A 24716-nucleotide genomic window follows, 5' to 3' on the forward strand; every position below is an offset into this window, starting at 1 on the left:
TTTAAAAAGAATTTTTATAATTAACCTACTGTTTAATTTTCAAAGTTCATGTTTGCCCTTTTCTTAAGGACAAGTAATACTATACCACCTCAAATTTATAAGGTCAATACTTTTTATGTAATTTTTTTATGTTTTTTTACTTACTTTTTCTAAAACCCTTAAATTTCAACAAATTTTGATATCCTAAATTTCTAATTTTTTCAATTCATCATAATTTAAATTTATAATTTTATTTAATAAATCTTTCCTTATAGATGGATTATTATATTTTTCTAAAATTTGTTCCCTAAGTTCACCCAATAAAATTAAATATTCTTCATAGCTATCATCATATTGTATTTCTAAATCTTTTCTTATTTTTGATGCTAAAGAAGGACTCTTGCCTCCCGTCGATACACTTATGACTAAATCACCTCTTTTTACACATGATGGAACTATAAAATTTGATAAATTTTGGTCATCAATAACATTAACAAGTTTATTATTGGTCCTACAGAACATCCCTATACTTTCATTTACCTTTTTATTATTCGTTGCAGCTACTACAATAAAACTATCTTTTATATATTTTTCACTGTATTCATCCTTTATAAGTTTAATTTTATTTTCTATATTGTTGAAGTCTTCAATAAATTCTCTAGATACTACTGTAACTTTATATCCAAATTTAAGAAAATTATTAACCTTCCTATAAGCGATTTTACCTCCACCTATTACAGTTATTTCTTTTCCCTTTAAATCAATCATAATAGGGTAGTTCATATATTAATACCTCCTTTTTATTTGATATATAAAATTATAATCCATATGGTTAACTTTAAAAACCTAATTCTTTATCTACTTCAACTTGTATCCTACCCCATGAAGCTTCCTTATCTTCCGCACCAGTTGTTACATAAGCCTTAGCTAAATCTTCTACAGTACTTTCTAATTCATGCATAAATTGATTATAAGCAAATTCAAATCTAGGATCTTTTTCATCTTCTCCAAATACACTATAGATTAATGATTCTATCATTTGATCCATTCCCCATAATTTTAGATGTAATAATTCATGAATTATTAGTCCCTCTATATTGGTTTGTTTGGGGTTAAAGACATTTATCATTAATATAGCTTTTTTATCAGCTCTATCTATTTTTATATCTCCGGTCTTTCTCCACTCCTTATTTACAAACTCAAGTTTTATATCCCAATCTCTAAGTCTAAGTATTTCTTGCCATTTTTCTAAATATTGTTTTGATAAATTCTCATCTAACTTCATAAGCAAATCTCCCCTTTTTTAAGAATATATATTTATTTCTATAGATTAGCACTATTACCTTTATATAAATTTTATAATAAATAAAAAGCATTAGATTTTAAAATCTAATGCTTTTTTATATTTTTAAAATGTTTTACTAAATTTACACTGGAAACCATTTGAGGTTGCAATCTAAATTCAATAGTAACTACTATAAATTATGAGCTGCTTTTAAAGCCTCATAACTAGCTTTTATTGTTTCATCAATTATCTCATCAGTATGAGCATTAGATAAGAACATTGCTTCAAATTGAGTTGGAGCAAGTAATATACCTCTATTTAATAATTCTTCAAAATATCTATTAAACATAGGAACATTACACTTAGTAACATCATCGTAATTGTTTATAGGTCCTTCGGCAAAGAATAGACAAACTAAAGACCCCGCTCTGTTTACAGTATAGTTTAATCCTAACTTCTCAACATTTGCTCTTAAGCCTTCTTCTAACTTTGTAGCTTTTCTTTCTAATTCACTATAAATTTCTGGTCTATCTCTTAAAATTTCTAAATTCTTTTTACCCATATACATAGCTAGAGGATTTCCTGATAAAGTTCCCGCTTGATAAACTGGCCCTACAGGAGAAACCATATCCATTATTTCTTTTTTACCTCCGTAAGCTCCAACAGGAAGTCCAGCCCCTATTATCTTACCAAAGCATGCCATGTCAGGTTCTATTCCATAATAACCTACAGAACTATTGTAAGCTAATCTAAATCCAGTTATAACTTCATCAAATATTAAAACTGTTCCATATTCTTTAGTTATATCTCTTAAAAATTGTATAAATTCTTTTTTACCTGGAACAACTCCCATATTACCTGCTACTGTCTCTAATATAACAGCAGCTATTTCATTACCATGCTTTTCAAACATAGCTTTAGTAGCTTCTATATCATTATATCTAGTTACTAAAGTATCTTTTACAACATCTTCTGGTACTCCAGGACTTGTTGGTACCCCATAAGTTATAGTTCCTGATCCTGATTTAACTAAAAGTGCATCTGAATGTCCATGATAACATCCTTCAAACTTTAGTATTTTATTTCTACCAGTGTAAGCTCTAGCAACTCTTAAAGCACTCATAGTAGCTTCTGTTCCAGAGTTTACCATACGAACTTGATCTATAGCAGGATAAGCTTCTACTATAAGTTTAGCCATATCAACTTCTATAGCAGTTGGAACTCCATAGCTTGTACCTTTTTTAACTACTTCCTCTATTCCATCAACTATTTCTTTAGGACTATGACCTAACATAAGAGGTCCCCATGAACATATATAATCTATATATTCATTTCCATCTACATCATATATCTTACATCCCTCAGCTCTATCTATAAAAACAGGGTCTAGTCCTACTGATTTAAATGCTCTAACCGGGCTATTTACCCCACCTGGTATGTACTTAGTTGCTTCCTCATATATTTTAAGAGACTTTTCATTTTTTCTCATTGGTCATTACCCCCTAATTTTTTTTGCTATATCTTTTGCAAAGTAAGTTATTATTATATCTGCTCCAGCTCTTTTTATTGACATAACAGCTTCATATATAGCATCTTCATTTAATAATCCTTCTTTAACAGCAAGTTTTAACATTGAATATTCTCCACTTACATTATAAGCTACTAGAGGTAAATCAAAATTATCTTTAACTCTTCTTATTACATCAAGATATGATAATGCAGGTTTAACCATTAACATATCTGCGCCTTCTAAAACATCTAATTCAGCTTCTATTAAAGCTTCATTTGAGTTTGCTGGATCCATTTGATATGTTTTTCTATCTCCAAATGATGGAGCAGAACCTGCTGCATCTCTAAATGGTCCATAGAAACTTGATGCATATTTAACACTATATGACATTATAGCTACAGTTTCAAAACCTGATTTATCTAATCCTTCTCTCATAGCTTGTATTCTTCCATCCATCATATCAGATGGAGCTACCATGTCTGCACCTGCTTTAGCGTGACTTACAGCTATCTTTGTTAAATATCCTAATGTTTCATCATTGTCTACGTAACCTTTTTCTGTTAAAATTCCACAATGACCGTGGCTAGTGTATTGACACATACATACATCAGTTGTTACACACATACTTGGATCTATTTCTTTTATTTTTCTTATAGCTTTTTGAACTATTCCTTCATCATTATAAGCTTCTTTACCAAATGGATCTTTCTCATCTGGAATACCAAATAGTATAACATGTTGAATCCCTAATTCATTTAACTCTTTTATCTCATCTTCTAATTTATCTAAAGAAAAATGATATACATCCGGTAATGATGGTATTTCTTCTTTTATATTTTCTCCTTCCACTACAAACAGTGGGTATATTAAATCGTTTATATTTAGTACTGTTTCTCTCACTAAATCTCTTATTGCAGAACTTGCTCTTAATCTTCTTGGTCTTCTTAACATTTTAAATTCCCCCTAGATTTTTAGTCTTGTATAATACAGTTAATTAAATCATTTATTGTGTAATTACTTGGTTCTTTATAAACTTCAAGTCCTAAGTTCTTAGCTGTATTACTAGTTATAGGACCTATAGATATAACTTTTGTACTTTTAAGCTTATCTATGTTCTCTCTTCCTATTATATCAATAAAATTAGAAACTGTAGATGAACTTGTAAATGTTATGTAATCTATAGTTTCATCATTTAATAAGCCTATTATTTCATCTTTATACTTATCTTCTATAATTGTGTTGTATGTATATACCTCTTTTACATTACAAATTTCACTTAATTTATCAACTAAGAAGTCTCTTGCATTTGAACCTCTTGGAATAAGTATATTATCATTATTATTTAGCATATCTTTTAAAGTATCATACATTGCCTCTCCTACAAACTTTTCAGGAACTATATCAGCAATTATTCCTCTCTTTTTAAGTTCCTTTGCTGTAGCAGGCCCAATAGCACATATTTTTAAATTAGCTAATAATCTTAAATCAAGATTCATTTCATTTAACTTATCAAAAAATATGTTTACTCCATTTTGACTAGTAAGTATTAAATAGTTATATTTTTTTATGTTATTAATTTCATTTTCTAATTCTTTATTATTTTCTACTTTTTCAATTTTTATAGTAGGTATTTCTATTGGATTTCCACCTAAATCCATTATTTTTTCTACTAAAGTACTACTTTGAGTTCTAGCTCTAGTAACTAAAATATTTTTTCCAAATAGAGGTTTATTTTCAAAGAAATTTAATTTTTCTCTAAGTTTGACTACATCACCTACTACAATAAGTGTCGGAGGTTTAACACCTTCTTTTATTGCTATATCATAAATATTTTCTAAGTTGCCTGTAACTACACTTTGATTATATCTAGTAGCCCAACTTATTAAAGCCACAGGAGTTTCTTTTGATTTACCTTCTCTAATTAAGTTATTGCTTATTTTTTTAAGATTAGCAATTCCCATTAAGAAAACCAGTGTCCCTTCATTGTTAGCTAGTGCATTCCAATTTAATTCATCATTTTCATCATCTTTTAAGTGTCCAGTTATTACATGAAATGAAGATGAGTAGTCTCTATGAGTTATTGGTATACCAGCATAGCAAAGTCCACCTATTGCAGATGTAATCCCTGGTACTACTTCAAATTCTATACCATTATCTAAAAGAAATTCAGCTTCTTCTCCACCTCTTCCAAAAACATATGGATCTCCACCTTTTAATCGAGTTACTATTTTTCCTTCTAGAGCTTTTTTAGTAATAACTTCATTTATTTGATCTTGGGGTAGTGCATGATTACTAGATGCCTTACCTACATATATAAATTCACAATTATCTTTTGCTTCTTTTAAATACTTTTCATTTGCCAATCTATCATAAACTATTACATCAGATTTTTTTATGCATTCCATACCTTTTAATGTCATAAGTTTATAATCTCCAGGCCCTGCTCCAACTAAGTATACTTTACTTTTCATAAGACTTAAACTCCTTTGAAATTAATTTAGCTAATTCGATTCCAACCTCTCTAGCTTCTGATGCTTTACCTGATATTGTCTTTGTTATAAGTTTTTTACCTTCTTCATCACCATATAATCCAGTTAAATTTATATTCTCACCATTAACTTCGCAGTGTGCTCCTATAGGTATATGACAGCTTCCATTTATACCATCTAAAAATCCTCTTTCAGCACTTACTTGTATTTCTGAAACTTTATCAGTTAAACAATCTAGAATTTTTTCTACTTCTGGATCTTCCTGTCTTATTTCAATTCCTAAAGCTCCTTGAGCAGGTGCAGGTATTATTTTATCTACATCTAAGTAACAACTTATTTTATCTTTCAAACCAGCTCTTATAAGACCTGCTGCTGCTAATATTACTCCACAAAGATTTTCATCTTCTATCTTTCTCATTCTAGTTTCTATATTTCCTCTAATTGGAACTATGTCTAGATCAGGTCTATGTTTTAAAAGTTGATACTTTCTTCTCTTACTTCCACTTCCTATTTTAGCTCCATTAGGTAAATCCTCTAATGAAGAATATCCTTCTTTTAATATAAGTACATCTCTTATGTCTTCTCTTTTAGGAATTCCTGCAAACTTTAATCCTTCAGGTAAGCTTGAAGGCATATCTTTCATACTATGAACAGCTATATCTATTTTCTTATCTATTAGCTGCTGTTCTATCTCTTTAACAAATAACCCTTTATCTCCTATCTTATCCAAAGAAACATTTTGGATTAAGTCCCCCTTAGTTTTTATTATTTTAACTTCAAACTCAATATTTGGATGATGTTTCTTCAACTCACTTATAACCCAATTGGTTTGTGTAAGAGCTAAATTGCTTCCTCTGCTTCCTACCACGATTTTCATACCTAATCTCCTTTAGTCCCATATTTATTACAAGTCAAATAACTCTTCCACTATTTTTATATATTCTTCTTGTTTTCCACTATCTTTAATTTGCTTTAGATTTAAAATAGGCTCTCTTATTAACCTCTTCAATGCAGATGTTAACATTTTATCTATAATTTTTTTCTCTTTGCAATTTAAGTCTAGCTTTCGATATATATAGTCTAGTGTATCTTCTCTTATGTCTGTACATTTATCATTTAATGATTGAATTGTAGGATCTATTTTTATAGTTTCTAACCAATCATTAAACTCATCTATTTTTTCATCTATTAGTAATTCTCCAGTACATGCCAATTCTCTTCTTTTTTTATCATTTTCATCACTTATTTTCTTTAAATCATCAATATCATAAACTTCTATATTCTCTAAAGTATCTATATTTTTATCTATATCTCTAGGTAGTGCTATATCCATCATAATAAGTGTATTAGATAAATTTGGCATATTCTCCTTTTTAATAACAGTGTGAGGAGATGCAGTTGCACTTATTACTACATCAACTTTCTCCAACACACTATATCTCTCTTCATACTTTATAGGTATCAAATTTTTATATTCATCTTGTATATCTTGTAATTTTTCATAACTTCTATTTGTTACATATATACTATTTAATTTTTCTTCTTCTAAATGCTTCATTGCTAATTTACTCATCTTACCAATACCTATAACTAAAGCATTTTTTCCTTCTAAACTTCCTAATCTATCTTTTAAACATTTTATACCTATATAACTTATAGATATCGGTTGATGTGATATCTTAGTGGTTGTTTTTATATCTTTTGAAACTGTTATGGCTTCTCTAAAAAGTTTATTAAATACTTTTTTACTAGCTCCAAGTTGTTTTGAAAATTCATGAGCATCTTTTACTTGTCCAAGAATTTGATCTTCTCCTAAAACTATAGAATCAAGGCCTGCTGATACTCTAAATACATGTTCTATGGCATCTTGTCCAGTTTTACAAAATAAATATTCCTTTATATTATCTACATTAAAGAAATCTTCGTAAAAATCTTTTACTATCTCTATTTTTTTTAATATATCATCTGAGTATATATATATTTCACTTCTATTACATGTAGATAATACAACGACTTCTGAAATTCCATTGTCTAATAGAAAATTTATACCTTCTATTTTTTGCGTATCCGTGAAAGATACATTCTCTCTTATGTGTATAGGGGTGTCATTATGATTTACTCCCACTACTGCAAAATTCATATAATCCTCCAGATTATCCTACCTTAACATTTTCCTTATTTACCAATATGGTAGAAAAATAAGATATTTTGTTTTCCAAATCTATATCTCTTAAATTATTATACACCACTTCATTTTCTAGAGAAGAGTTACTAACTAATATAGAATGTTCTAATAAGTTATTCTTTTCTAACTTATTAATTATTTCTCTGAAATTTTTATAAACTTTCATAAGAACTATCGAACTGTAATTTTCTAATGCGTAGTCTATTTTTGCTTCATCAATAGTACAAGGTACTATTATCAATGGTTCCCTATCCATTACTAATGGGAAATTTTGATTAGAAGCTATGTTAGAAAATGAAGATATACCTGGTATTGTTTCAACATCAATTTTATCAAGCAACCTTTCCATTATATATACATATGTACTATATATCATTGGGTCTCCTAATGTAACAAAGCCTACATTCTTTCCTTCTTTAACATCCTCCACTATTTCATCTGCAACTCTATTCCAAGCTATTATTTTTTCTCCATCATCAAAGCTCATAGGGAAGTGTCTTTGCTTTATTTTCAACCCTTCTGGTAAGTACTCTTCTACAATACTTAAAGCTAAACTGTTTCCTTCTCTCTTAGATTCTGGGGTATATAGTATATCTAACCTTTTTATTGTATTTACAGCTTTTACTGTTACTAATTCACTATCTCCAGGTCCTGTTCCTATTCCATAAAATTTAGCCATATTAATTTTCTCCTCCACTTAACACTTTTACACAATCTAGTGCATGTCTTACAAATTTATCTTGTATTCCTTCGTTTTCTCCTAAGCCTTGTAAATGTATTTTAGTTTCAAACCCTTCTTTATTTAAAATTGACTTCCAAGAATCCTCTTCATCACTTGCCATATCATTTATAGCATGATCTCCTGCAACTAACATAAAAGGCATTAATCTAACTTTAGAAATTCTATCTTTTCTTAAATTCACTATTACCTCTTCTACTTCTGGATAACCTTCCACAGTTCCAACATAAGCTTTTAAGTCCTCTTGTTTTAACATATAATCTAATGCTGGATATGCACTATGAGCTTCATGTTCCGTTCCATGCCCCATAAAAACTACTGCTTCATCTTCTTCTAACTCTGGTATTTGTAACTTTAAAGCTTCTACAGTTTCTTTATAATCTTCTATTTGAGTTAATAACGGTCTTCCTAAAGTTATTCTTTCAAACTTATCTTCATACTGACTTATTTGCTCTCTTAGTTTTGTATATTCTTCTCCACATATTATGTGTAATGTTTGAACTATAACCTCTTTATATCCTTCTTCATATAATCTATCTAGTGCTTGTATTGGATTTTCTATATCAACATTATCTCTTTTCTTTAATTTTCTTATTATCATATTTGATGTAAATGCTCTAAAAAAATCATAATCTTCAAATGCATCTTTTATCTTTTTCTCACATGCTTCTATGGTCTTTTTCCTAGTTTCATTATAGCTTGTTCCAAAACTTATAACTAAAATTGCTTTTTTCATTATATATCCTCCATCACGAATCGTTTTATATCACTTATGTCATTTACCATATTAGGATAATTTAATTTTTCTCTTACGATAACTATCACTGGTATATCTAATTTTTTTGCTGCATTTATCTTTTCTAAAAATCCGCCTTCGATTCCGCTCTCTTTTGTTATAACTAAATCTATGTTGTAGTGTTTATAAGTCTCTTCATTTATAGATTCGCTAAAAGGCCCTTTCATAGCTATTATATTGTCAGCGTTTAATCCTACATCTTCACACATTTTTATAACATCAGATGTAGGTAATACTCTTGCTATTATATTTTTATCTTTAAGATTTCCTGCAAAGTCTTTTATTGTTTTACTTCCAGTTCCTAAAAATATGTTATTTCCTATTTCATTGGCTTTTTCATAAGCCTCTTTAGTGTCTTTAACTTTTATAACTTTTTTATAATCTAAATCTTCTAACAAGGATTTTCTATCAAATCTTAAATATTTAATAGATAAGTTTTCTATTACTTCAATTACATTTTTTGATACTTCAACTGCATAAGGATGTGTTGAATCAATAACTAAATTTATATTATTATCCTTTATAAATTTAATCATATAATCTTTATCCATTCTTTTCACTATTATGTTTTTAGCTACCTTACTTGCTAAGTTCGCACCATAGTCAGTTGTAACCGATACAATATAATCCCTATTTAGCTCGTTTAGTAAAGTGCATATTTTAGTACTATCTGATGTTCCTCCTAATACTAAAATCATATATTATAACCTCTAGGTGTTATCATTAAATCTTTATCTATATAAGTTGATTTGTTCCCTATAATAACCATAGTAGTCATATCTACTCTTTCAAAATCCATATTTTCAAAAGTGCATATAAACTTCTCTTCTTTTTCTCTTCCAACATCTTTAACTATTCCAACTGGAGTTTTTGAATCCTTAAATTCACCCATTATATCAAATGCTCTACTTAGGTGTTCACTTCTACCTTTACTTCTTGGATTGTATAGACAAATTACAAAATCTGCTTCAGCAGCTAATTTTAATCTTTTTTCTATAACTTCCCAAGGAGTTAATAAGTCGCTTAAACTTATATGACAAAAATCATGCATTATCGGAGCTCCAAGTATTGCTGCTGCACCTATACTTGCCGTAACTCCAGGAACAACTTTTACTTTTATATCTTGTTCTTCTTGTGTGACTAATTCTAATATTAACCCTGCCATCCCGTATATTCCAGCATCTCCACTACTTATAACAGCTACATTTTTACCTTCCTTAGCAATTTCTACAGCTTGTTTACATCTATCTATTTCTTGTCTCATTCCATTTTGAACTACTTCTTTATCCTTTATAAATTCAGTTATTAAATTTATATAAGTTTTATATCCTACTATAACTTCACTATTTTTCATAGCTTCTATAGCTTCTATAGTCATCATCTCTTTACTACCAGGTCCTATACCTATAACATAAATCATATATCTAATCTCCCTATCGAAAAAGTTATTCCCTTATACTTAAGTTTTTTAACTATAAGGTTTTTATTACTAAGCAAGTATGCTACTGGTTCTGCTACAGAGTAAACACCTATGCTTTTTTTCACAAACTCAGATTTTTCAAATTTATCTTCAACTTTTTTAATTTCTTCTAAGCTTATTATTTCAAAATCAACATTTAAAGTTCTTGCTAATTCTATAATTCCGATTTCATCTTTTTTTACTTCTACGCTACCAATTTTCAATATAGATTTTTTATCTATATTATACTTATACAGTAAATCATCTAAAGCTTTTTTAATTTCTTCATAAGGTGTATTTCGTCTACATCCAATTCCTATTACAATATCTCTTGGAATAACTTTGATAATTCTACTGTCATTTATATCCGTTACATTTTTATTAGTTATGTAAATAATTTTATCTAAATTGTTTAGCCTATGGAATTCATTAATATTTTTAATGGTTATAAAACCTCGTGTATCGACTCTATAATTTCCATCTATATATATTCCTAATTCATTATTATTAACTAATGAATAGTTAACGTCTTTTACATTTTCTCTAAAATTATCTATATATGCATTTAACCTTTTAGCTATCATATCTAAAGAAGATTTTCCATTTACATCAGTTGCTGTAGTTATAACTGGATTTGCTCCTATAAGAGAACTTATATAGTTAGTCATTTCATTAGCTCCTCCAATATGTCCACTCAATAAGCTAATTACATTTAATCCCTTTTCATCAATAACTAGTATTGCAGGATCCTCAAATTTATTTTTTATATGACTAGCAATTGATCTAACTACTATTCCTGTGGCCATTATAAATATTAAAACCTCATATTTCTCCATTAGGTCTTTGGTAAAATTACCTAATCTTCCATTTATTACTTTACATTTTTCATTATCTAGAGATTCATTGAACAACTTTTCAGTAATAAAAATATCTCCTTCATTTAAAATTTCTTTTATTTTAAAAGCTAGTTCTTTTCCATTTTTAGTAACAGATATAAAAGCTATCTTATTTTCTGTACTCATGCTTAAAGTCCTTGTCATATAACTTTGAGTTTTTATATTCTTCTCCTAAAAATTTACCTACTAGTATTAAAGCTGTTTTATTTATGCTATTCTCTTTAACTTTTTCAGCTATATTTTCTAAAGTTCCTTTTACTATCTTTTCTTCTGGCCAAGTTGCCTTATATACAACTGCTATAGGTGTATCCATTGGATATCCGCCCTCATTTAATTTTTCTACAACTTTTTCTATATCATGAACTGATAAAAATATTGCCATCGATGTTTGATGTTTTGCAAAAGACTCTATACTTTCCTTTTCAGGAACTGGAGTCCTACCTTCCATTCTAGTAATTACTACACTTTGAGATATTTCAGGAACTGTATACTCTACTCCTAAAGCAGATGCCGCTCCTAAGAAAGAACTTACTCCTGGAGTACAGTCATAATCTATTCCTAATTTTACAAGTTCTTCAACTTGCTCTCTTATAGAACCATAAATTGAAAAGTCTCCTGTTTGAAGCCTAACAACATTTTTATCAGCTTTTATTCCTCTTTCCATAACATCTATTATCTGATTTAAGTCCATAGATGCACTATTATGAATTTCACATCCATCTTTGCAATACTCTAATAACGCTGGATTAACTAATGACCCTGCATATATAACCACATCTGCTTCACTTAATAACTTATATCCCTTTAATGTTATTAAATCCTTATCTCCTGGTCCTGCTCCTACAAAATGTACTTTATTCATAATCCATCTCTCCCTTTTTACAAGATATTATATATATTGGGTTTAAAGGTTTAAAATACTCACCTTTCCCTAATTTTTCTAGTTTTGCTACATTTAACATAGTAGCTTCTATATCTTTAAATCCTAAATTTTTTAATAAATTTAGTGTTTTATAGAATGTATCTATTATTATAAAGTTAGCAACTAATGTCCCATTTTCGTTTAGATTTAATTTTGACCACTCAAGAATCTCTTTTAAATTCGGACCACTTCCGCCTATAAAAATAGCATCTACCTTTTTATTTATTTCTATAGGAGCATAACCTTGTATGACCTCTATATTTTTCAATTTAAATTTTTCAATATTTCTTTTTATTAAATCAACTGCTTTATCTTTGCATTCTATCGAAATTACATCAATACCAGGATAATTATATGCTACTTCTACGCTTACACTACCTGTACCTGCTCCTATGTCTAAGAATGTTTTTTTATCTTTTAAATCAAGTTTATTTATAGAAATTGCTCGAACTTCTTCTTTAGTTATTGGAACTTCTCCAGTTATGAATTCACTATTCTTCATCTAATATCACCACTACATTCATATCAAAATTTTTTACTTCTAATATCTTTTCAGGACTTAAAATTGTTATTTTCTCGTCTTCATAGGATAAGTTCTCTCCTACAACCATAATTTTGTTTAAGTCTCTACTTAAAATTTCTTTAGCAATTTCTACTGGACCAATTTTATTATCAGTCACCATACATACTTTACTATGATTTAATATGTAATCAAAATCAGGAACTTTTCCATGACTACTAGTTATATATAAATCATTCATATCCACACCTATTTTTGAAAATATATATTGCATTGAACTTATACCTGAAACTATATTTAAATTTTCTTTTTCAATATTATTAGATATAAATTTCCCTATTCCATATATTAGTGGATCTCCAGAAGCTATTATGGAAATATTTTTATGCTTATTATTTTTAAGATATTCAACAATATATTTCAAGTTAGTATTTAATTCGATTTTTTCTCCTCTAAACTCTTTTATACTTTCTAGATTTCTTTTTCCGCCTATTATTACATCCGATTTACATATTAGTTCTTTTCCTATATTGGTGCAGTATCCTATGTTACCTGGCCCTAGGCCTATAATATTAATCATAAAATACCTCCTTTAAATCGCCAGCTTTTTTCGACTGTCCAAGTAGTTCTTTATTCATAGAAAATATCATTACCTCTACATTAATTTCTTCATCATTTATATGTGTATCGATTCTTTCTTTGCATTTTTGTGAAAGTATATTATAAATTTCTTTATACTCTCTATATTCATCTTTTTCTAATACATCTATAAATTCTTCAGTTGTTAAACATTCATTTGTACTTTTTATAAGTTCAAATGGAGCATTCATTAGTGCCAAGTTTGCTATCAATATCTCATTTCTAGCATCTGCAACTTTACTATGAGTATTAAATATTCCACCAGCTATTTTCACATACTTTCCTAAATGACCAGCCATAAGTATTTGTTTAAATCCGATTCTTTGTGCTTCTTTCAACATATAGCCTATAAAATTGCTAGTTCTAACAACATACTTCATGTCTATTCCTAATTTTTCTTTTATGAACATTTCACCATGATTTCCAGGAACTAAAATAATTTTATCCAGACCTTGAACTTTTTTCATTTCCAATTCTATGGATAGTGATTTTTTCCATCCTTCATCACTCATAGGTTCTACTATTCCAGTTGTTCCAATTATTGATATTCCTCCAATGATTCCAAGTCTAGGATTAAATGTCTTTTGTGCTATAGCATCCCCGTCTGGAACAAATATTGTTACTTTAACACCTTTATCCTCTCCTATTACTTTTCTAACTTCATTATTTATCATAATCCTTGGAGTTTTATTTATTGCAGCTTCTCCTACACCTACACCTAATCCTTTTTTAGTTATAACCCCTACTCCAGTTCCTCCAGTTATTAAAATTTCATTTGAATCTATAAATTCAACTCTAGCATATATATCTAAGTTGTGAGTTGCATCTATATCATCTCCTCCATCTTTTTTAACTGAACATTGAGCATAATTTTCTTTTATCTCTATGTTTTCTAATTTTAAAGTTAAAGGAATTCCCTTAGGCGTATCTATATTTATGGTTTTTATAACTTTTTTTGTAAGTAACATATATGATGCAGCTTTAGCTGCTCCTGTTGCACAAGACCCAGTTGTATATCCTCTTCTATACTTCTTACCATCTATATAAACATATTCTTCCATATAATCACCTATAATGAATAAAGTATTGCATTTATTATAGCAGCTGCTAAATTACTTCCACCTTTTCTTCCTTTTGATATTATATATGGTATATCTGTTTTTGCTAATTCGTCCTTTGACTCTTCTGCTCCTACAAAGCCAACCGGTACTCCTACAACAGCTTCAACATCTAATTGTCCATTATTGCTCATTTCAATTACTTTATAAAGAGCTGTAGGTGCATTTCCTAGAACAAAAATCTTCTTACCTTCTTCTCTTGAAGCTACCTCTACTGCAGCCATAGACCTTGTTATACCTTTTTCTTTAGCTAACTTTGCAACTTCTTCATCACTTACAAAACATTTATACTTACAACCTAAAGCTTCTAGCTTCCTCTTATTTATTCCACTTAAAGCCATATTAGTGTCTGTATAAATAGTTGCTTTATTTTTTAATCCATTAACAAGCTTTTCTACAGCTTCCTCAGATATCTTTAATATATCTAAGTATTCAAAATCAGCAGTAGTATGTATAGCCCTTTTTATAATTTTTTCTTCTATTTCATTTTTAAATTTATAATCAGGTCTTATTTCATCAATTATTCCTTGTATTATTTCAAAACTTTTACTCTCTATCATCATGGGGTTCTTAATGTATTCCATATTTACTCACTCCTAAGCCCACCAGCAATTATATTAGCCGTGTATATTTTTTTATATTTTTTATCAATATTTAAATCTATAAGTTTTTCTTTTAACTTATTTTCATCCATATCATTTTCTAGTAGTATACCTATAACTGTTCCGCTATGTGCTATATTAACTCCACATGCTCCATATTCTTTTGAAATATCCATAATTTCACTTAAATATTTTTTCTTATGTATATTTTCATTGGCTACACTGCTGATATTACAAGCTTGTCCTATCAAATTTAAATCTTTATTTTGAATTCCTTGCTCTAATAATTTAAATGCATATTCAATTATGTATTTATTTTGTTTTTTTAGTTTTTGATAATTATCTTTTCTTCTTATATATCGAGTACTTAATTTTTCATTTGGTTCTAAAATTAAAACTTTTCCAGTATCTATAACTCCAAGTTTCTTTTTTATGCTTGCATCTAGAGGGTTAAAAATTGTATTTTCCCTTATAAATATAGAGTCTGTTGGTTCTATTTTTGTTGCAAGTTTAGATATATCATATTCGTTTAAATCCTTACCTATTAGATTTAATGTAGCTTTTATAGTAGCTCCTATATCCGACGTTGAACTTGCCATTCCTTTACTTATAGGTATATCACTTTCTATATGAATAGATATATTTTTCATTTCTTTCCTAGGTAATCCAAAGTGCTTAAATACTTCTTCTACAGCCTTTCTGGTTTTTAATGGTCCTCTATTTATATATTCTAATTTTTCCTCTAAAGTAACTTTTGAAAATTTATCTATTGCATATGAAGATAAATATTCTTTATCTCTTATCATCCCCTGAACAAATTCCCCACAGGAAGCTGGACATATTCCTTTTGATTTCATTCTATTCTCCTAGAATCTTATTTAGTATTTTTAATATTTTTATATTTTCATCATGGCTTTTTATTGCAATTCTTATGTATGAATCATCTAAGTTTCTAAAGTTAGATGCATCCCTTATAAGAATATTTCCTTTTATGAATATTTCTTCTTTCAATTCATATGAGCTTTTATTTTTTAATTTAATTAAAATAAAATTTGTATCCGTTTCAAAAACTTTTATACTACTTATTTTTTTTAAGCTTTCAACCATAAATTTTCTTTCTTTTATATAAAAGTCTTTACTACTTTTTATATAATCCTTATTTTTAAATATGTAATTTGAAAGATTATCTGCAAATGAATTTATACTCCATGGTTCTTTAAGATTATACATATTTTCTAATAATTCTTTATCGCTGCAAACTCCATATCCTAATCTTAATCCTGGCATTCCAAAGAATTTAGTTGCAGCCTTTATAATAAATATATTTTTATTTCTTTCAACTAAATTGACTAAACTATATTCTTCTTCTCTTTCAACAAACTCCATGAAGGTTTCATCAACTATTAACAGCTTTTTATGCTCATTTAAAAGTTTTATTAAATTATTTAATTCATAAACCTTCCCTATTGGATTAGACGGATTACATATAAATAGACTGTCAAATTTATCTATGTTTTCTTTTATATTTTCTATATCTATTTTGAAGTCGTTATCTTTGTCTAAATAAAGATTTATTGTATCTAGTCCAGCTATCTTTGCACTTCTTTCATATTCTGAAAATGTTGGATTAAGTAATGCTAATCTTTTTTTTATACTCTTCATCAAAAGATATATTATTTCAGTTGCTCCATTGCCCGGTATTATATATGAACTTTCTATATCTAAATAACTAGCTATATTTCTTTTTAATCTCGTATAATTTATATCTGGATATTTGATACATTCTCTAAACCCATCTATTAGATATTTTTCTAAATCATCTATAATATATGGATTTATATTAGAACTAAAATCAATTATGTCTTTCGAATCTTTTTTGTAATACTTGCACATATCTTCTACATTTGCGCCATGTCCAAGGTTTATCATTTCATCACCCTCTAACTAAAAAAGTGTTATTAAATATGTTATAGAAGAAAATATTATTAAAGCTACAAATGATGTTAAGTACATAATTTTATTAGTTCTTATAATATCTTCTATTTCTAATTCTCTTTTTTTATCTCCTATAGTAGGCTTATATACTTCTTTCCCGAAATATATATTAGTTCCCCCTAATTGAATTCCTAAAGCTCCTGCAACTGATCCTTCTGAATATGCACAATTTGGGCTTTTATGGTTTTTTCTATCTCTTATCGCTATCTTTAAACTTTCTTTTGCATTAAATCCAAGAATAAAGCTTGCCACCATAATAAAAATGGGAGTAATTCTAGCCGGTATATAGTTTGCTATATCATCTATTTTAGCTGATGCAAAACCTATATCTACATACTTTTCATTTTTATATCCTACCATAGAATCTAAAGTATTTATAGCTTTGTATGACATAGCTAAAACTGGTCCACCTATGAACCCATATAACATAGGGGATATTATTCCATCAACAGTATTTTCTGCTACTGTTTCTACTGTAGCTCTTATTATCTCTTGTTCATTTAACTGAGTTGTATCTCTTCCAACTATATAGGATAGTTGCTTTCTAGATTTTTCGATATCACCTGTTTTTAAAACATTATATATTTTCTTTGCCTCATCTGCTAAACACTTTGTAGATAAAGTTGTGTATAGTATTAAAGATGAAATAATAAAGAATAAAATTTTGTTTATAGAGAAAACTCTTAATATTAAATACGTAACTAAAAATGTTATTCCTACGGTTAAAATCCATAATATAAATCCACCTATTTTTAACTGGTTATTACTTTTAGATATTTTTCTTATTTTATTTTCTATAAATCTTATTAAGTTCCCTATAAATCTTACTGGATGCGGAAAAGAGTATGGATCGCCTATTATTAAATCTAATATATATGAAGTAAACATTGTGCTTATAATGAAACTACTCATCTTTTCCTCCTACGAACTTTATTATTGAATATAAATTATTATAAAAATGAGTATGTAGATATGTAGCCAATGTATTTCCTTTCGAATAACCTCCATACCATTCATCTACTATTTTATTACCCCTCTTTTTTACCATTTTATAGGAACATTCTTCATTACTATTAAATTCAGAGTGATGAAATTCATGCCCTTTTATTATATCTCCTTTATTTGAAAACACAGTATCTACTTTTGCAATACCATCACAATATCCAAACCTTTTTAATGATTTGGTCATTTTACTTATACCTTCAAAAATTCCAACCATTTCATATTCATTGCCATCTAAATCCAAAAGTTTTTCTCCCAGATACATTAATCCCCCACATTCAGCATATATAGGTACGTTATTTTCATGAGCTTTTTTTATAGATTCACGCATTTTTTTATTTATGCCTAATTCTTTTGCAAATACTTCAGGAAAACCACCACCTATATATATACAGTCTGCCTTTGGTACAATTTCGTCATATAAAGGACTAAATGTTTTTATTTCTATATTCATTTGATTTAATAGTTCTAAGTTTTCTTTATAATAAAAATTAAAAGCTTTATCATATGCTACTGCTATACTTTTACTTTTAAATTTAGGTAATTCATTTAACTCAAATGAAGTTTCTATTTCTTCACTTTCTGATATTTCAATCAATCTATCTATATTTATATATTTTTCAATTTCTGACCCTAAATCATAAAATTTTTCTGTTAATGCTTCTATCTCTACACTAGGTACTAGCCCTAAATGTCTTGAATCTAATTTAAATTTCTCATTTGGAGGGAAATATCCTAATACCTCAACATTACAGTATTTTTCAACAGCTTCTTTTATCAGTTCATAATGATTTTTAGTTTTTACATTATTCACTATTACACCCTTTATATTTACTTCTTTATCTAACTCTTTATAACCTAATACCATGGCTGCTGCAGATGATGACATAGCCTTTCCGTTTATAACTAATATTACTGGAGATTTAAGAATTTTAGATGTATATGAACTTGTACATGAATTTAAATCTATTCCAAATCCATCGTAAAGTCCCATAACTCCTTCTATAACCGATATATCAGCATCTTTAGATGCATTTTTAAATATATACTTTATTTTTTCATCATCTAACATATATGAATCTAAATTTCTAGAATCTCTTCCTGTTATAAATGTATGATAAGAAGGATCTATGTAATCAGGTCCAACTTTATATGGTTGAACTTTTAAATTTCTTTTAGTAAGTGCCTGCATAATACCTAAAGATATAGTAGTTTTTCCAACTCCACTATTCGTTCCTGCTATTAATATCTTTTTCATAGTTTCACCTATCCGTTTATAATTTCATAAATTTTTTCAATGTCTAAAGATTCTCTAAGTATATTAGCTAACTTATCATACTCATTATTCTTAAAATCATCAAAAGAACTTATTGTATTTTCAACTTTACCTAGTCCTTTATTTTCTCTCAATGAGTTTATTAAAGCTCTAGTAAAATCTGCATCATCAAAAATTCCATGAATATAAGTTCCTATAATATTTCCGTGATCATTAACGCATCCTTCTAAATAGTTAACTTCATCGTCTAATTTTCTTACTATTGTATTTAATCCTTTTGTTATTCCTTTCGTTGTTCCCATATGAATTTCATATCCCTTTATATTCATATTAGCCAGATTTTTTAAGTATCCACCTAAGTTTTCATTTATTCTAGCTTCAACTTGAGTAGTAACTTTTTCTTTATTGAAAGTTGTCTCTATATCTAAAAGCCCTATACCATTTATTTCTTTTATACTTCCTTCTATTTCTTCTGGGTCATAAAGTTTTTTACCTAATATTTGGTATCCTCCACAAATCCCAAATATTAATGTTCCTTTAGCTTCAAGTTCTTTAAGCTGTTTTTCATAACCATTTTCTCTTAAATAAATTAAATCCTCTATTGTATTCTTACTTCCAGGTATTATAACCATATCTGGATTAGATAGTTTTTGACCTTTCTCAACATATTTAACACTTACATCATCTTGTATTTCAAGCATATGTATATCTGTAAAATTAGACATATATGGAGTTCTTAGAACCTCTATATTTATATCACTTTCTTTAAATTGTTTTTTAAATCTGTCAGTTACACTATCTTCATCTTCTATATTTAGATCGCTATATGGAACCACTCCTAAAATAGGTACTTTTATAATATCTTCAATCATATCAATCCCTGATTTTAAAAGATCTACACTACCTCTAAATTTATTTATTATTACTCCTTTTACTCTAGCTCTTTCATTTTCTTCTAGTAGTAATATAGTTCCAGCTATTGATGCAAATACTCCACCTCTATCTATATCTGCTACTAAAACCACCGGAGCATCTGCAATTTCTGCCATTCCCATGTTTGCTATATCTCTATCTTTTAAATTTATTTCAGCACAACTACCTGCACCTTCTAAAACTATAATTTCATATTCATTACTTAAATCAGCATAAATATCTCTAAGCATTTTAGCTAGTTCATTTTTATATTCATGATAAACACTAGAACTTATTGTATTTAATACTTTTCCTTTAACTATAACTTGGCATCTATTTTTGCCAGCAGGCTTTAATAAAATAGGGTTCATCCTAACATCGGGTTCAATTCCACAAGCTTCTGCTTGAGTTACTTGGGCTCTACCCATTTCTAATCCATCTTTAGTTATATAGGAATTAAGGGCCATATTTTGTGATTTAAACGGTGCCACTTTATATCCATCTTGCTTTAAAATTCTGCATATCCCAGCTGATATTGTACTTTTCCCCACATTTGAGGCTGTACCTAGAAACATTAATGATTTACTCAATCCAAGCCCACTCCTTTCTAGAAATAAAAAATCTACCCAATTAGGGTAGATTTTAAAAATATATACACTTAGCCAATTTTTAAAATCCTTCACCCCGAAGATTTTATTCTCATAAACTAGGCAGGTCTCCTGGCTTTACATCAATCTACTCCTATCCCTTCCCGTAAATTCACAGTGGTGTCTAATAGTTTCGTCAGTACTACAGTAGCGGGGGCTGCAAAGGATTCTAACCTTTTTCCCTATTAATTTTCAACGAAAAACCTAATTTATGTCAAATTCTGATATTATATTTATTTTTCATTATAAGTATGATGTATTATTTAAAGTTTGAATAACTGGAAATCCATCTATAATATCAATAATGCTAACAGATGCATTATCTATTCTAAAGTTCCAGTGATACTCATATGTTTTTCCAATTAAATAAGAAATTATATTTCTTATAGTTCCTGCATGAGAACATATCAAAATAGTATCATCTTTATGTTTCTTAATTATATCACTTAACTCAAATACCACTCTTTCATAAGAGTCAATTAAACTTTCTCCATTTGGATATTTATATCCACTACCTTCTTTAATCATTTTCTCAAACTCATTAGGATAATTTTTTTGAATATAATTAAAATTCATTCCTTCAAAATCCCCAAAATTAATTTCCTTAAACCCTTCTTTTTCTACTATATCTATACCTCTTGTATTAGCTATATACCCTATAGTTTCCTTAGTTCTTATAGATGTTGTAGTATATATATAATCTATTTTTTCTTTTTCAAGAAATTTATTTAGCTTATCTACTTGAGATTTACCAATATCACTTAATTTGCTATCTATATGACCTGATAAATTTCCTTTTATATTATCTTCACTAATTGCATGCCTTATTAATATAAGCCTTGACATATGTTCACCTCTTATTTCAAAGCAAATACTAAGTATATATAAACTAAATATATAACTTCTGTAAGTTCAGAAGTACAACCTAATATGTCTCCGGTTATACCATCTATTTTTGTATATATGTATCTTACGAATAATCTAGTTAATAAAATCATTACTGGTATAAAAAATACTTCCTTAGTTAAGCTCATTATATTTAAATTGAATAAACTACCTCCAATGATAAATATAAGTATTATAGTGTATAAAATATTTACTAATATCATATTTAAACTTGGCTTTCCTATAAATACATTGCCCATACCTTTTTCTCTTGGAGTAACACTTTTATAAGAAGCTATGACTATTGCCATTCTTGCAAATACTGGCATAAAGATTAAATTATATAGTTGTCCTGATTCAATAATAGAGTAAATAAATCCAAGCTTTAAAAGCATTAAAAATAATATAGAAAGCATTGCATTTGTTCCCAGTCTTGAATCCTTCATTATCTCTAAAATCTTTTCTTTATCTCTGTAGCTATAAATCCCATCAAATGTATCTCCTACCCCATCTAAGTGAAGTCCTCCTGTTAAAATAACAGTTGAAATCAATACATTTACAGAAGTTATGTAACTGTCAAAAAAAATACTCGAAATAAATCCAACTAAACAATATAATATTCCTAATACAAATCCAACTAGTGGAAAATAATACATTGTTTTATGAAATTCTTCATCAAATCCAATATCAATATGTATTGGTATTCTTGTTAAGAACTGTAATATTCCTATAAATCTTTTCATAAACTACTCCTTAATCTTCATAGGTATTCCGCTAACCACAAAATATACTTCATCTGAGCATTTAGCTATATATTGATTTATCCTTCCTACTATATCTGAATAAATTCTACAAAGTTTATTATCTGGAACTAGACTCATTCCTAATTCATTAGTAACTACTACAAAATATAAATCTGTTTTATTTATTTCAATTACAAGTTTCTCAATTTGATCTTTTATATAATCTTCCATTTTATTAGCTTCTTGAGGAGTGCATTTATCAAAATCTATTCCATATTCAAACATTAAATTATTTATCAATAATGTTACACAATCTAGTATTACAGTCTGATGCCTTTTAGATATATCATCTATATTTTTGTATATATCTTTGTAAACTTCATATGTCTTCCAGTTGTTCGGCCTACTTTCCTTATGCTTTCTAACTCTATCCTTCATTTCATCATCAAAAGGTATAGATGTTGCTATATATGCAGTTGAGTTTGATCTATCCATACATAAACTTTCTGCGAAGTTACTTTTACCAGACCTTGACCCTCCAGTAACTAAGATTAATTTTTTCATAATATCACCTTCTTATTTACCTATATCAACTTCATCGATTGTAGCCATGTTATTGTAAGCATAGTTTCCTGCTTCTATAATATTAAATGCTAGAGCAGACCCACTTCCTTCGCCTAATCTCATATCCATATTAAGCATAGGATTCAATTTTAAAATTTCTAGTGCTTTTTTAGCTCCAGGTTCTGCTGAAGTATGTGATGCTATCATGTAATCTTTTGTAGTGGGATTTATAGTATATGCAATAAGTGCTGCTGCATAAGATATAAACCCATCTATAACAACTGGTACTCTATTTGCAGCGCATGATAATATTACACCTGCCATTCCACCTATTTCAAATCCTCCAACCTTAGATAAGATGTCTACTCCATCTAATCTATTTGGAGAATTTAGCTCTATAGCTCTTCTTATCGTATTGGCTTTGTGTAATACTCTATCTTTTCTAAGTCCAGCTCCTATTCCTGTTACCTCTACAGGATCACAATCTGCTATAACAGAAACTATTGCACTACTTGGCGTAGTATTGCAGATTCCCATTTCTCCAATTCCTATAAGATTATATCCTTTAGCTATATATTCATTAGTAATTTCAATTCCGATTTCTAATGATCTTATAGCTTCTTCTCTAGTCATTGCTGGCCCTTTTGCCATATTAGATGTTCCTTTTCTTATTTTATAATCTAAAACACCATCTAATTTTTCATCTGTATTTATACCTAAATCTACTGCTATAACATCTGCATTCACAAACTTAGATATAGCTCCTACTCCACATATTCCTTTTGTAAAATTAGGGAATTGTAGCTTTGTTATTTTTTGAGGATCTGGAGCTACTCCTTCTTCATAAACTCCATGGTCTCCTGCAAATGCAATAATAGCTTTCTTATCTATTTCAAAATATTTTTTTTCACATATACCTGAAAGTTGTATACATATATCTTCTAACTTTCCAAGACTTCCAACAGGTTTTATTAATCTATCCAATCTTTCTTTTGCAGCAATCATATGTAATTCGCTTAGTGGGTTTATTTTCCCAACAGTATATTCTAAAAGTTGCATAATTACCTCCTATTATTTTGGTTTCTCAGAAATAAAAAAGACGTAACACTCTGGTTACGTCTTTAAGTTTACTATCTTATTTAAAAATAAAATACTTTGACATTTAAATTCTATAACCCCGAGAACCTAGTTTAATATACTAGGCAGGTCTCCTGACTTAGCTTCATCCTTACTCTAACCTTCCCGTTTTAATAAATTATAACAGTGGTAAATAGAGCTTGTCTGCATCACAGTAGCGGGGACTGTAGAGGATTTACACCTCTTTCCCTATTAATCTTAAATCTAAGAACCTAAATATATTTTATCTATATTAATTTTTTAATTATGCATAAAGTTATCCCCACATAAAGTTAATTCTACATGGTGTGATATAATCCTTTAAATTTTTATAAAATAAAAAAGATTACGCGGCTACGTCCTACTCTCCCAGGCAGCTTCCCACCAAGTACCATCGGCGCTAAAGAGCTTAACTTCTGTGTTCGGAATGGGAACAG

Annotated in this window: 26 protein-coding genes, 2 riboswitches and 1 other annotated feature; all 26 genes read right to left on the bottom strand. The window is 28.5% G+C overall.

Going from position 1 to position 24716, the window contains the following annotated elements:
- Window positions 1-183 precede the first annotated feature (183 nt).
- Window positions 184-762 carry a precorrin-2 dehydrogenase/sirohydrochlorin ferrochelatase family protein gene (locus ATCC9714_RS16165; protein ID WP_057544333.1) on the bottom strand — a complete coding sequence of 193 codons (579 nt, stop codon included), beginning with the start codon at window positions 760-762 and terminating at the stop codon, window positions 184-186.
- Window positions 763-817: 55 nt separating this feature from the next.
- On the bottom strand, window positions 818-1264 hold the full coding sequence (locus ATCC9714_RS16170; protein WP_021126706.1) for a hypothetical protein: 447 nt from the start codon (window positions 1262-1264) through the stop codon (window positions 818-820).
- 190 nt (window positions 1265-1454) lie between these two features.
- Window positions 1455-2753 carry a glutamate-1-semialdehyde 2,1-aminomutase gene (gene hemL, locus ATCC9714_RS16175; RefSeq protein WP_054631380.1) on the bottom strand — a complete coding sequence of 433 codons (1299 nt, stop codon included), beginning with the start codon at window positions 2751-2753 and terminating at the stop codon, window positions 1455-1457.
- Between the two features lie 6 nt (window positions 2754-2759).
- Complete coding sequence (gene hemB, locus ATCC9714_RS16180; RefSeq protein ID WP_057544331.1) at window positions 2760-3725, bottom strand: porphobilinogen synthase; 966 nt, start codon at window positions 3723-3725, stop codon at window positions 2760-2762.
- A 20-nt stretch (window positions 3726-3745) separates the two neighbouring features.
- On the bottom strand, window positions 3746-5245 hold the full coding sequence (gene cobA / locus ATCC9714_RS16185; protein ID WP_057544330.1) for a uroporphyrinogen-III C-methyltransferase: 1500 nt from the start codon (window positions 5243-5245) through the stop codon (window positions 3746-3748).
- Window positions 5235-6140 carry a hydroxymethylbilane synthase gene (gene hemC / locus ATCC9714_RS16190; RefSeq protein WP_057544329.1) on the bottom strand — a complete coding sequence of 302 codons (906 nt, stop codon included), beginning with the start codon at window positions 6138-6140 and terminating at the stop codon, window positions 5235-5237. Before hemC ends, cobA begins: the two co-directional genes overlap by 11 nt.
- Before the next feature lie 27 nt (window positions 6141-6167).
- Window positions 6168-7403 (bottom strand): glutamyl-tRNA reductase, encoded by a 1236-nt coding sequence (gene hemA, locus ATCC9714_RS16195; protein WP_054631384.1) that lies wholly within the window; start codon window positions 7401-7403, stop codon window positions 6168-6170.
- 13 nt (window positions 7404-7416) lie between these two features.
- A complete protein-coding gene (locus ATCC9714_RS16200) occupies window positions 7417-8127 on the bottom strand; it encodes a cobalt-factor II C(20)-methyltransferase (RefSeq protein WP_057544328.1) in 711 nt (236 codons plus the stop codon).
- Between the two features lies 1 nt (window position 8128).
- Window positions 8129-8923 (bottom strand): sirohydrochlorin cobaltochelatase, encoded by a 795-nt coding sequence (locus tag ATCC9714_RS16205; RefSeq protein WP_057544327.1) that lies wholly within the window; start codon window positions 8921-8923, stop codon window positions 8129-8131.
- Window positions 8923-9681, bottom strand: coding sequence for a cobalt-precorrin-6A reductase (locus tag ATCC9714_RS16210; protein ID WP_021130234.1), 759 nt, complete (start codon window positions 9679-9681; stop codon window positions 8923-8925). The genes ATCC9714_RS16205 and ATCC9714_RS16210 overlap by 1 nt, the downstream gene beginning before the upstream one ends.
- Window positions 9678-10403 (bottom strand): precorrin-3B C(17)-methyltransferase, encoded by a 726-nt coding sequence (gene cobJ / locus ATCC9714_RS16215; RefSeq protein WP_021126721.1) that lies wholly within the window; start codon window positions 10401-10403, stop codon window positions 9678-9680. The genes ATCC9714_RS16210 and cobJ overlap by 4 nt, the downstream gene beginning before the upstream one ends.
- Window positions 10400-11464, bottom strand: a complete 1065-nt coding sequence (gene cbiG / locus ATCC9714_RS16220; protein ID WP_057544326.1) for a cobalt-precorrin 5A hydrolase — start codon at window positions 11462-11464, stop codon at window positions 10400-10402. Before cbiG ends, cobJ begins: the two co-directional genes overlap by 4 nt.
- The gene (locus ATCC9714_RS16225) at window positions 11448-12200 is read right to left on the bottom strand and encodes a cobalt-precorrin-4 methyltransferase (RefSeq protein ID WP_054631387.1); all 753 of its coding nucleotides are present in this window, start codon (window positions 12198-12200) and stop codon (window positions 11448-11450) included. Before ATCC9714_RS16225 ends, cbiG begins: the two co-directional genes overlap by 17 nt.
- Complete coding sequence (locus tag ATCC9714_RS16230) at window positions 12193-12762, bottom strand: decarboxylating cobalt-precorrin-6B (C(15))-methyltransferase (RefSeq protein ID WP_057544325.1); 570 nt, start codon at window positions 12760-12762, stop codon at window positions 12193-12195. Before ATCC9714_RS16230 ends, ATCC9714_RS16225 begins: the two co-directional genes overlap by 8 nt.
- Window positions 12752-13360, bottom strand: a complete 609-nt coding sequence (locus tag ATCC9714_RS16235) for a cobalt-precorrin-7 (C(5))-methyltransferase (protein ID WP_021126727.1) — start codon at window positions 13358-13360, stop codon at window positions 12752-12754. Before ATCC9714_RS16235 ends, ATCC9714_RS16230 begins: the two co-directional genes overlap by 11 nt.
- Window positions 13353-14480, bottom strand: coding sequence for a cobalt-precorrin-5B (C(1))-methyltransferase CbiD (gene cbiD / locus ATCC9714_RS16240; RefSeq protein ID WP_057544324.1), 1128 nt, complete (start codon window positions 14478-14480; stop codon window positions 13353-13355). The genes ATCC9714_RS16235 and cbiD overlap by 8 nt, the downstream gene beginning before the upstream one ends.
- Window positions 14481-14488: 8 nt before the next feature.
- On the bottom strand, window positions 14489-15121 hold the full coding sequence (locus ATCC9714_RS16245; protein ID WP_057544323.1) for a cobalt-precorrin-8 methylmutase: 633 nt from the start codon (window positions 15119-15121) through the stop codon (window positions 14489-14491).
- A gap of 2 nt (window positions 15122-15123) precedes the next feature.
- Window positions 15124-15996, bottom strand: coding sequence for a GHMP family kinase ATP-binding protein (locus ATCC9714_RS16250; RefSeq protein WP_057544322.1), 873 nt, complete (start codon window positions 15994-15996; stop codon window positions 15124-15126).
- A 1-nt stretch (window position 15997) separates the two neighbouring features.
- Entirely contained in the window at window positions 15998-17068 is a 1071-nt protein-coding gene (locus ATCC9714_RS16255) for a pyridoxal phosphate-dependent aminotransferase (RefSeq protein ID WP_057544321.1), read from the bottom strand.
- 15 nt (window positions 17069-17083) lie between these two features.
- Window positions 17084-18046, bottom strand: a complete 963-nt coding sequence (locus ATCC9714_RS16260; RefSeq protein ID WP_057544320.1) for a cobalamin biosynthesis protein — start codon at window positions 18044-18046, stop codon at window positions 17084-17086.
- Complete coding sequence (locus ATCC9714_RS16265) at window positions 18039-19394, bottom strand: cobyrinate a,c-diamide synthase (RefSeq protein WP_057544319.1); 1356 nt, start codon at window positions 19392-19394, stop codon at window positions 18039-18041. The genes ATCC9714_RS16260 and ATCC9714_RS16265 overlap by 8 nt, the downstream gene beginning before the upstream one ends.
- Window positions 19395-19402: 8 nt before the next feature.
- Complete coding sequence (locus ATCC9714_RS16270; protein ID WP_057544334.1) at window positions 19403-20914, bottom strand: cobyric acid synthase; 1512 nt, start codon at window positions 20912-20914, stop codon at window positions 19403-19405.
- Between the two features lie 102 nt (window positions 20915-21016).
- Window positions 21017-21194: riboswitch (cobalamin riboswitch) on the bottom strand.
- Window positions 21195-21214: 20 nt separating this feature from the next.
- The gene (locus ATCC9714_RS16275) at window positions 21215-21817 is read right to left on the bottom strand and encodes a histidine phosphatase family protein (RefSeq protein WP_021126743.1); all 603 of its coding nucleotides are present in this window, start codon (window positions 21815-21817) and stop codon (window positions 21215-21217) included.
- A gap of 11 nt (window positions 21818-21828) precedes the next feature.
- Window positions 21829-22599, bottom strand: coding sequence for an adenosylcobinamide-GDP ribazoletransferase (cobS, locus tag ATCC9714_RS16280; RefSeq protein WP_057544318.1), 771 nt, complete (start codon window positions 22597-22599; stop codon window positions 21829-21831).
- 3 nt (window positions 22600-22602) lie between these two features.
- On the bottom strand, window positions 22603-23163 hold the full coding sequence (gene cobU, locus ATCC9714_RS16285) for a bifunctional adenosylcobinamide kinase/adenosylcobinamide-phosphate guanylyltransferase (protein ID WP_054631396.1): 561 nt from the start codon (window positions 23161-23163) through the stop codon (window positions 22603-22605).
- 12 nt (window positions 23164-23175) lie between these two features.
- On the bottom strand, window positions 23176-24222 hold the full coding sequence (gene cobT / locus ATCC9714_RS16290) for a nicotinate-nucleotide--dimethylbenzimidazole phosphoribosyltransferase (RefSeq protein WP_021130249.1): 1047 nt from the start codon (window positions 24220-24222) through the stop codon (window positions 23176-23178).
- A 125-nt stretch (window positions 24223-24347) separates the two neighbouring features.
- Window positions 24348-24532, bottom strand: a riboswitch (cobalamin riboswitch).
- A 105-nt stretch (window positions 24533-24637) separates the two neighbouring features.
- Window positions 24638-24716: a sequence feature (5S ribosomal RNA rRNA prediction is too short), on the bottom strand.

This window comes from Paraclostridium sordellii, from assembly GCF_000953675.1.
Classification (GTDB): Bacteria; Bacillota; Clostridia; order Peptostreptococcales; family Peptostreptococcaceae; genus Paraclostridium; species Paraclostridium sordellii.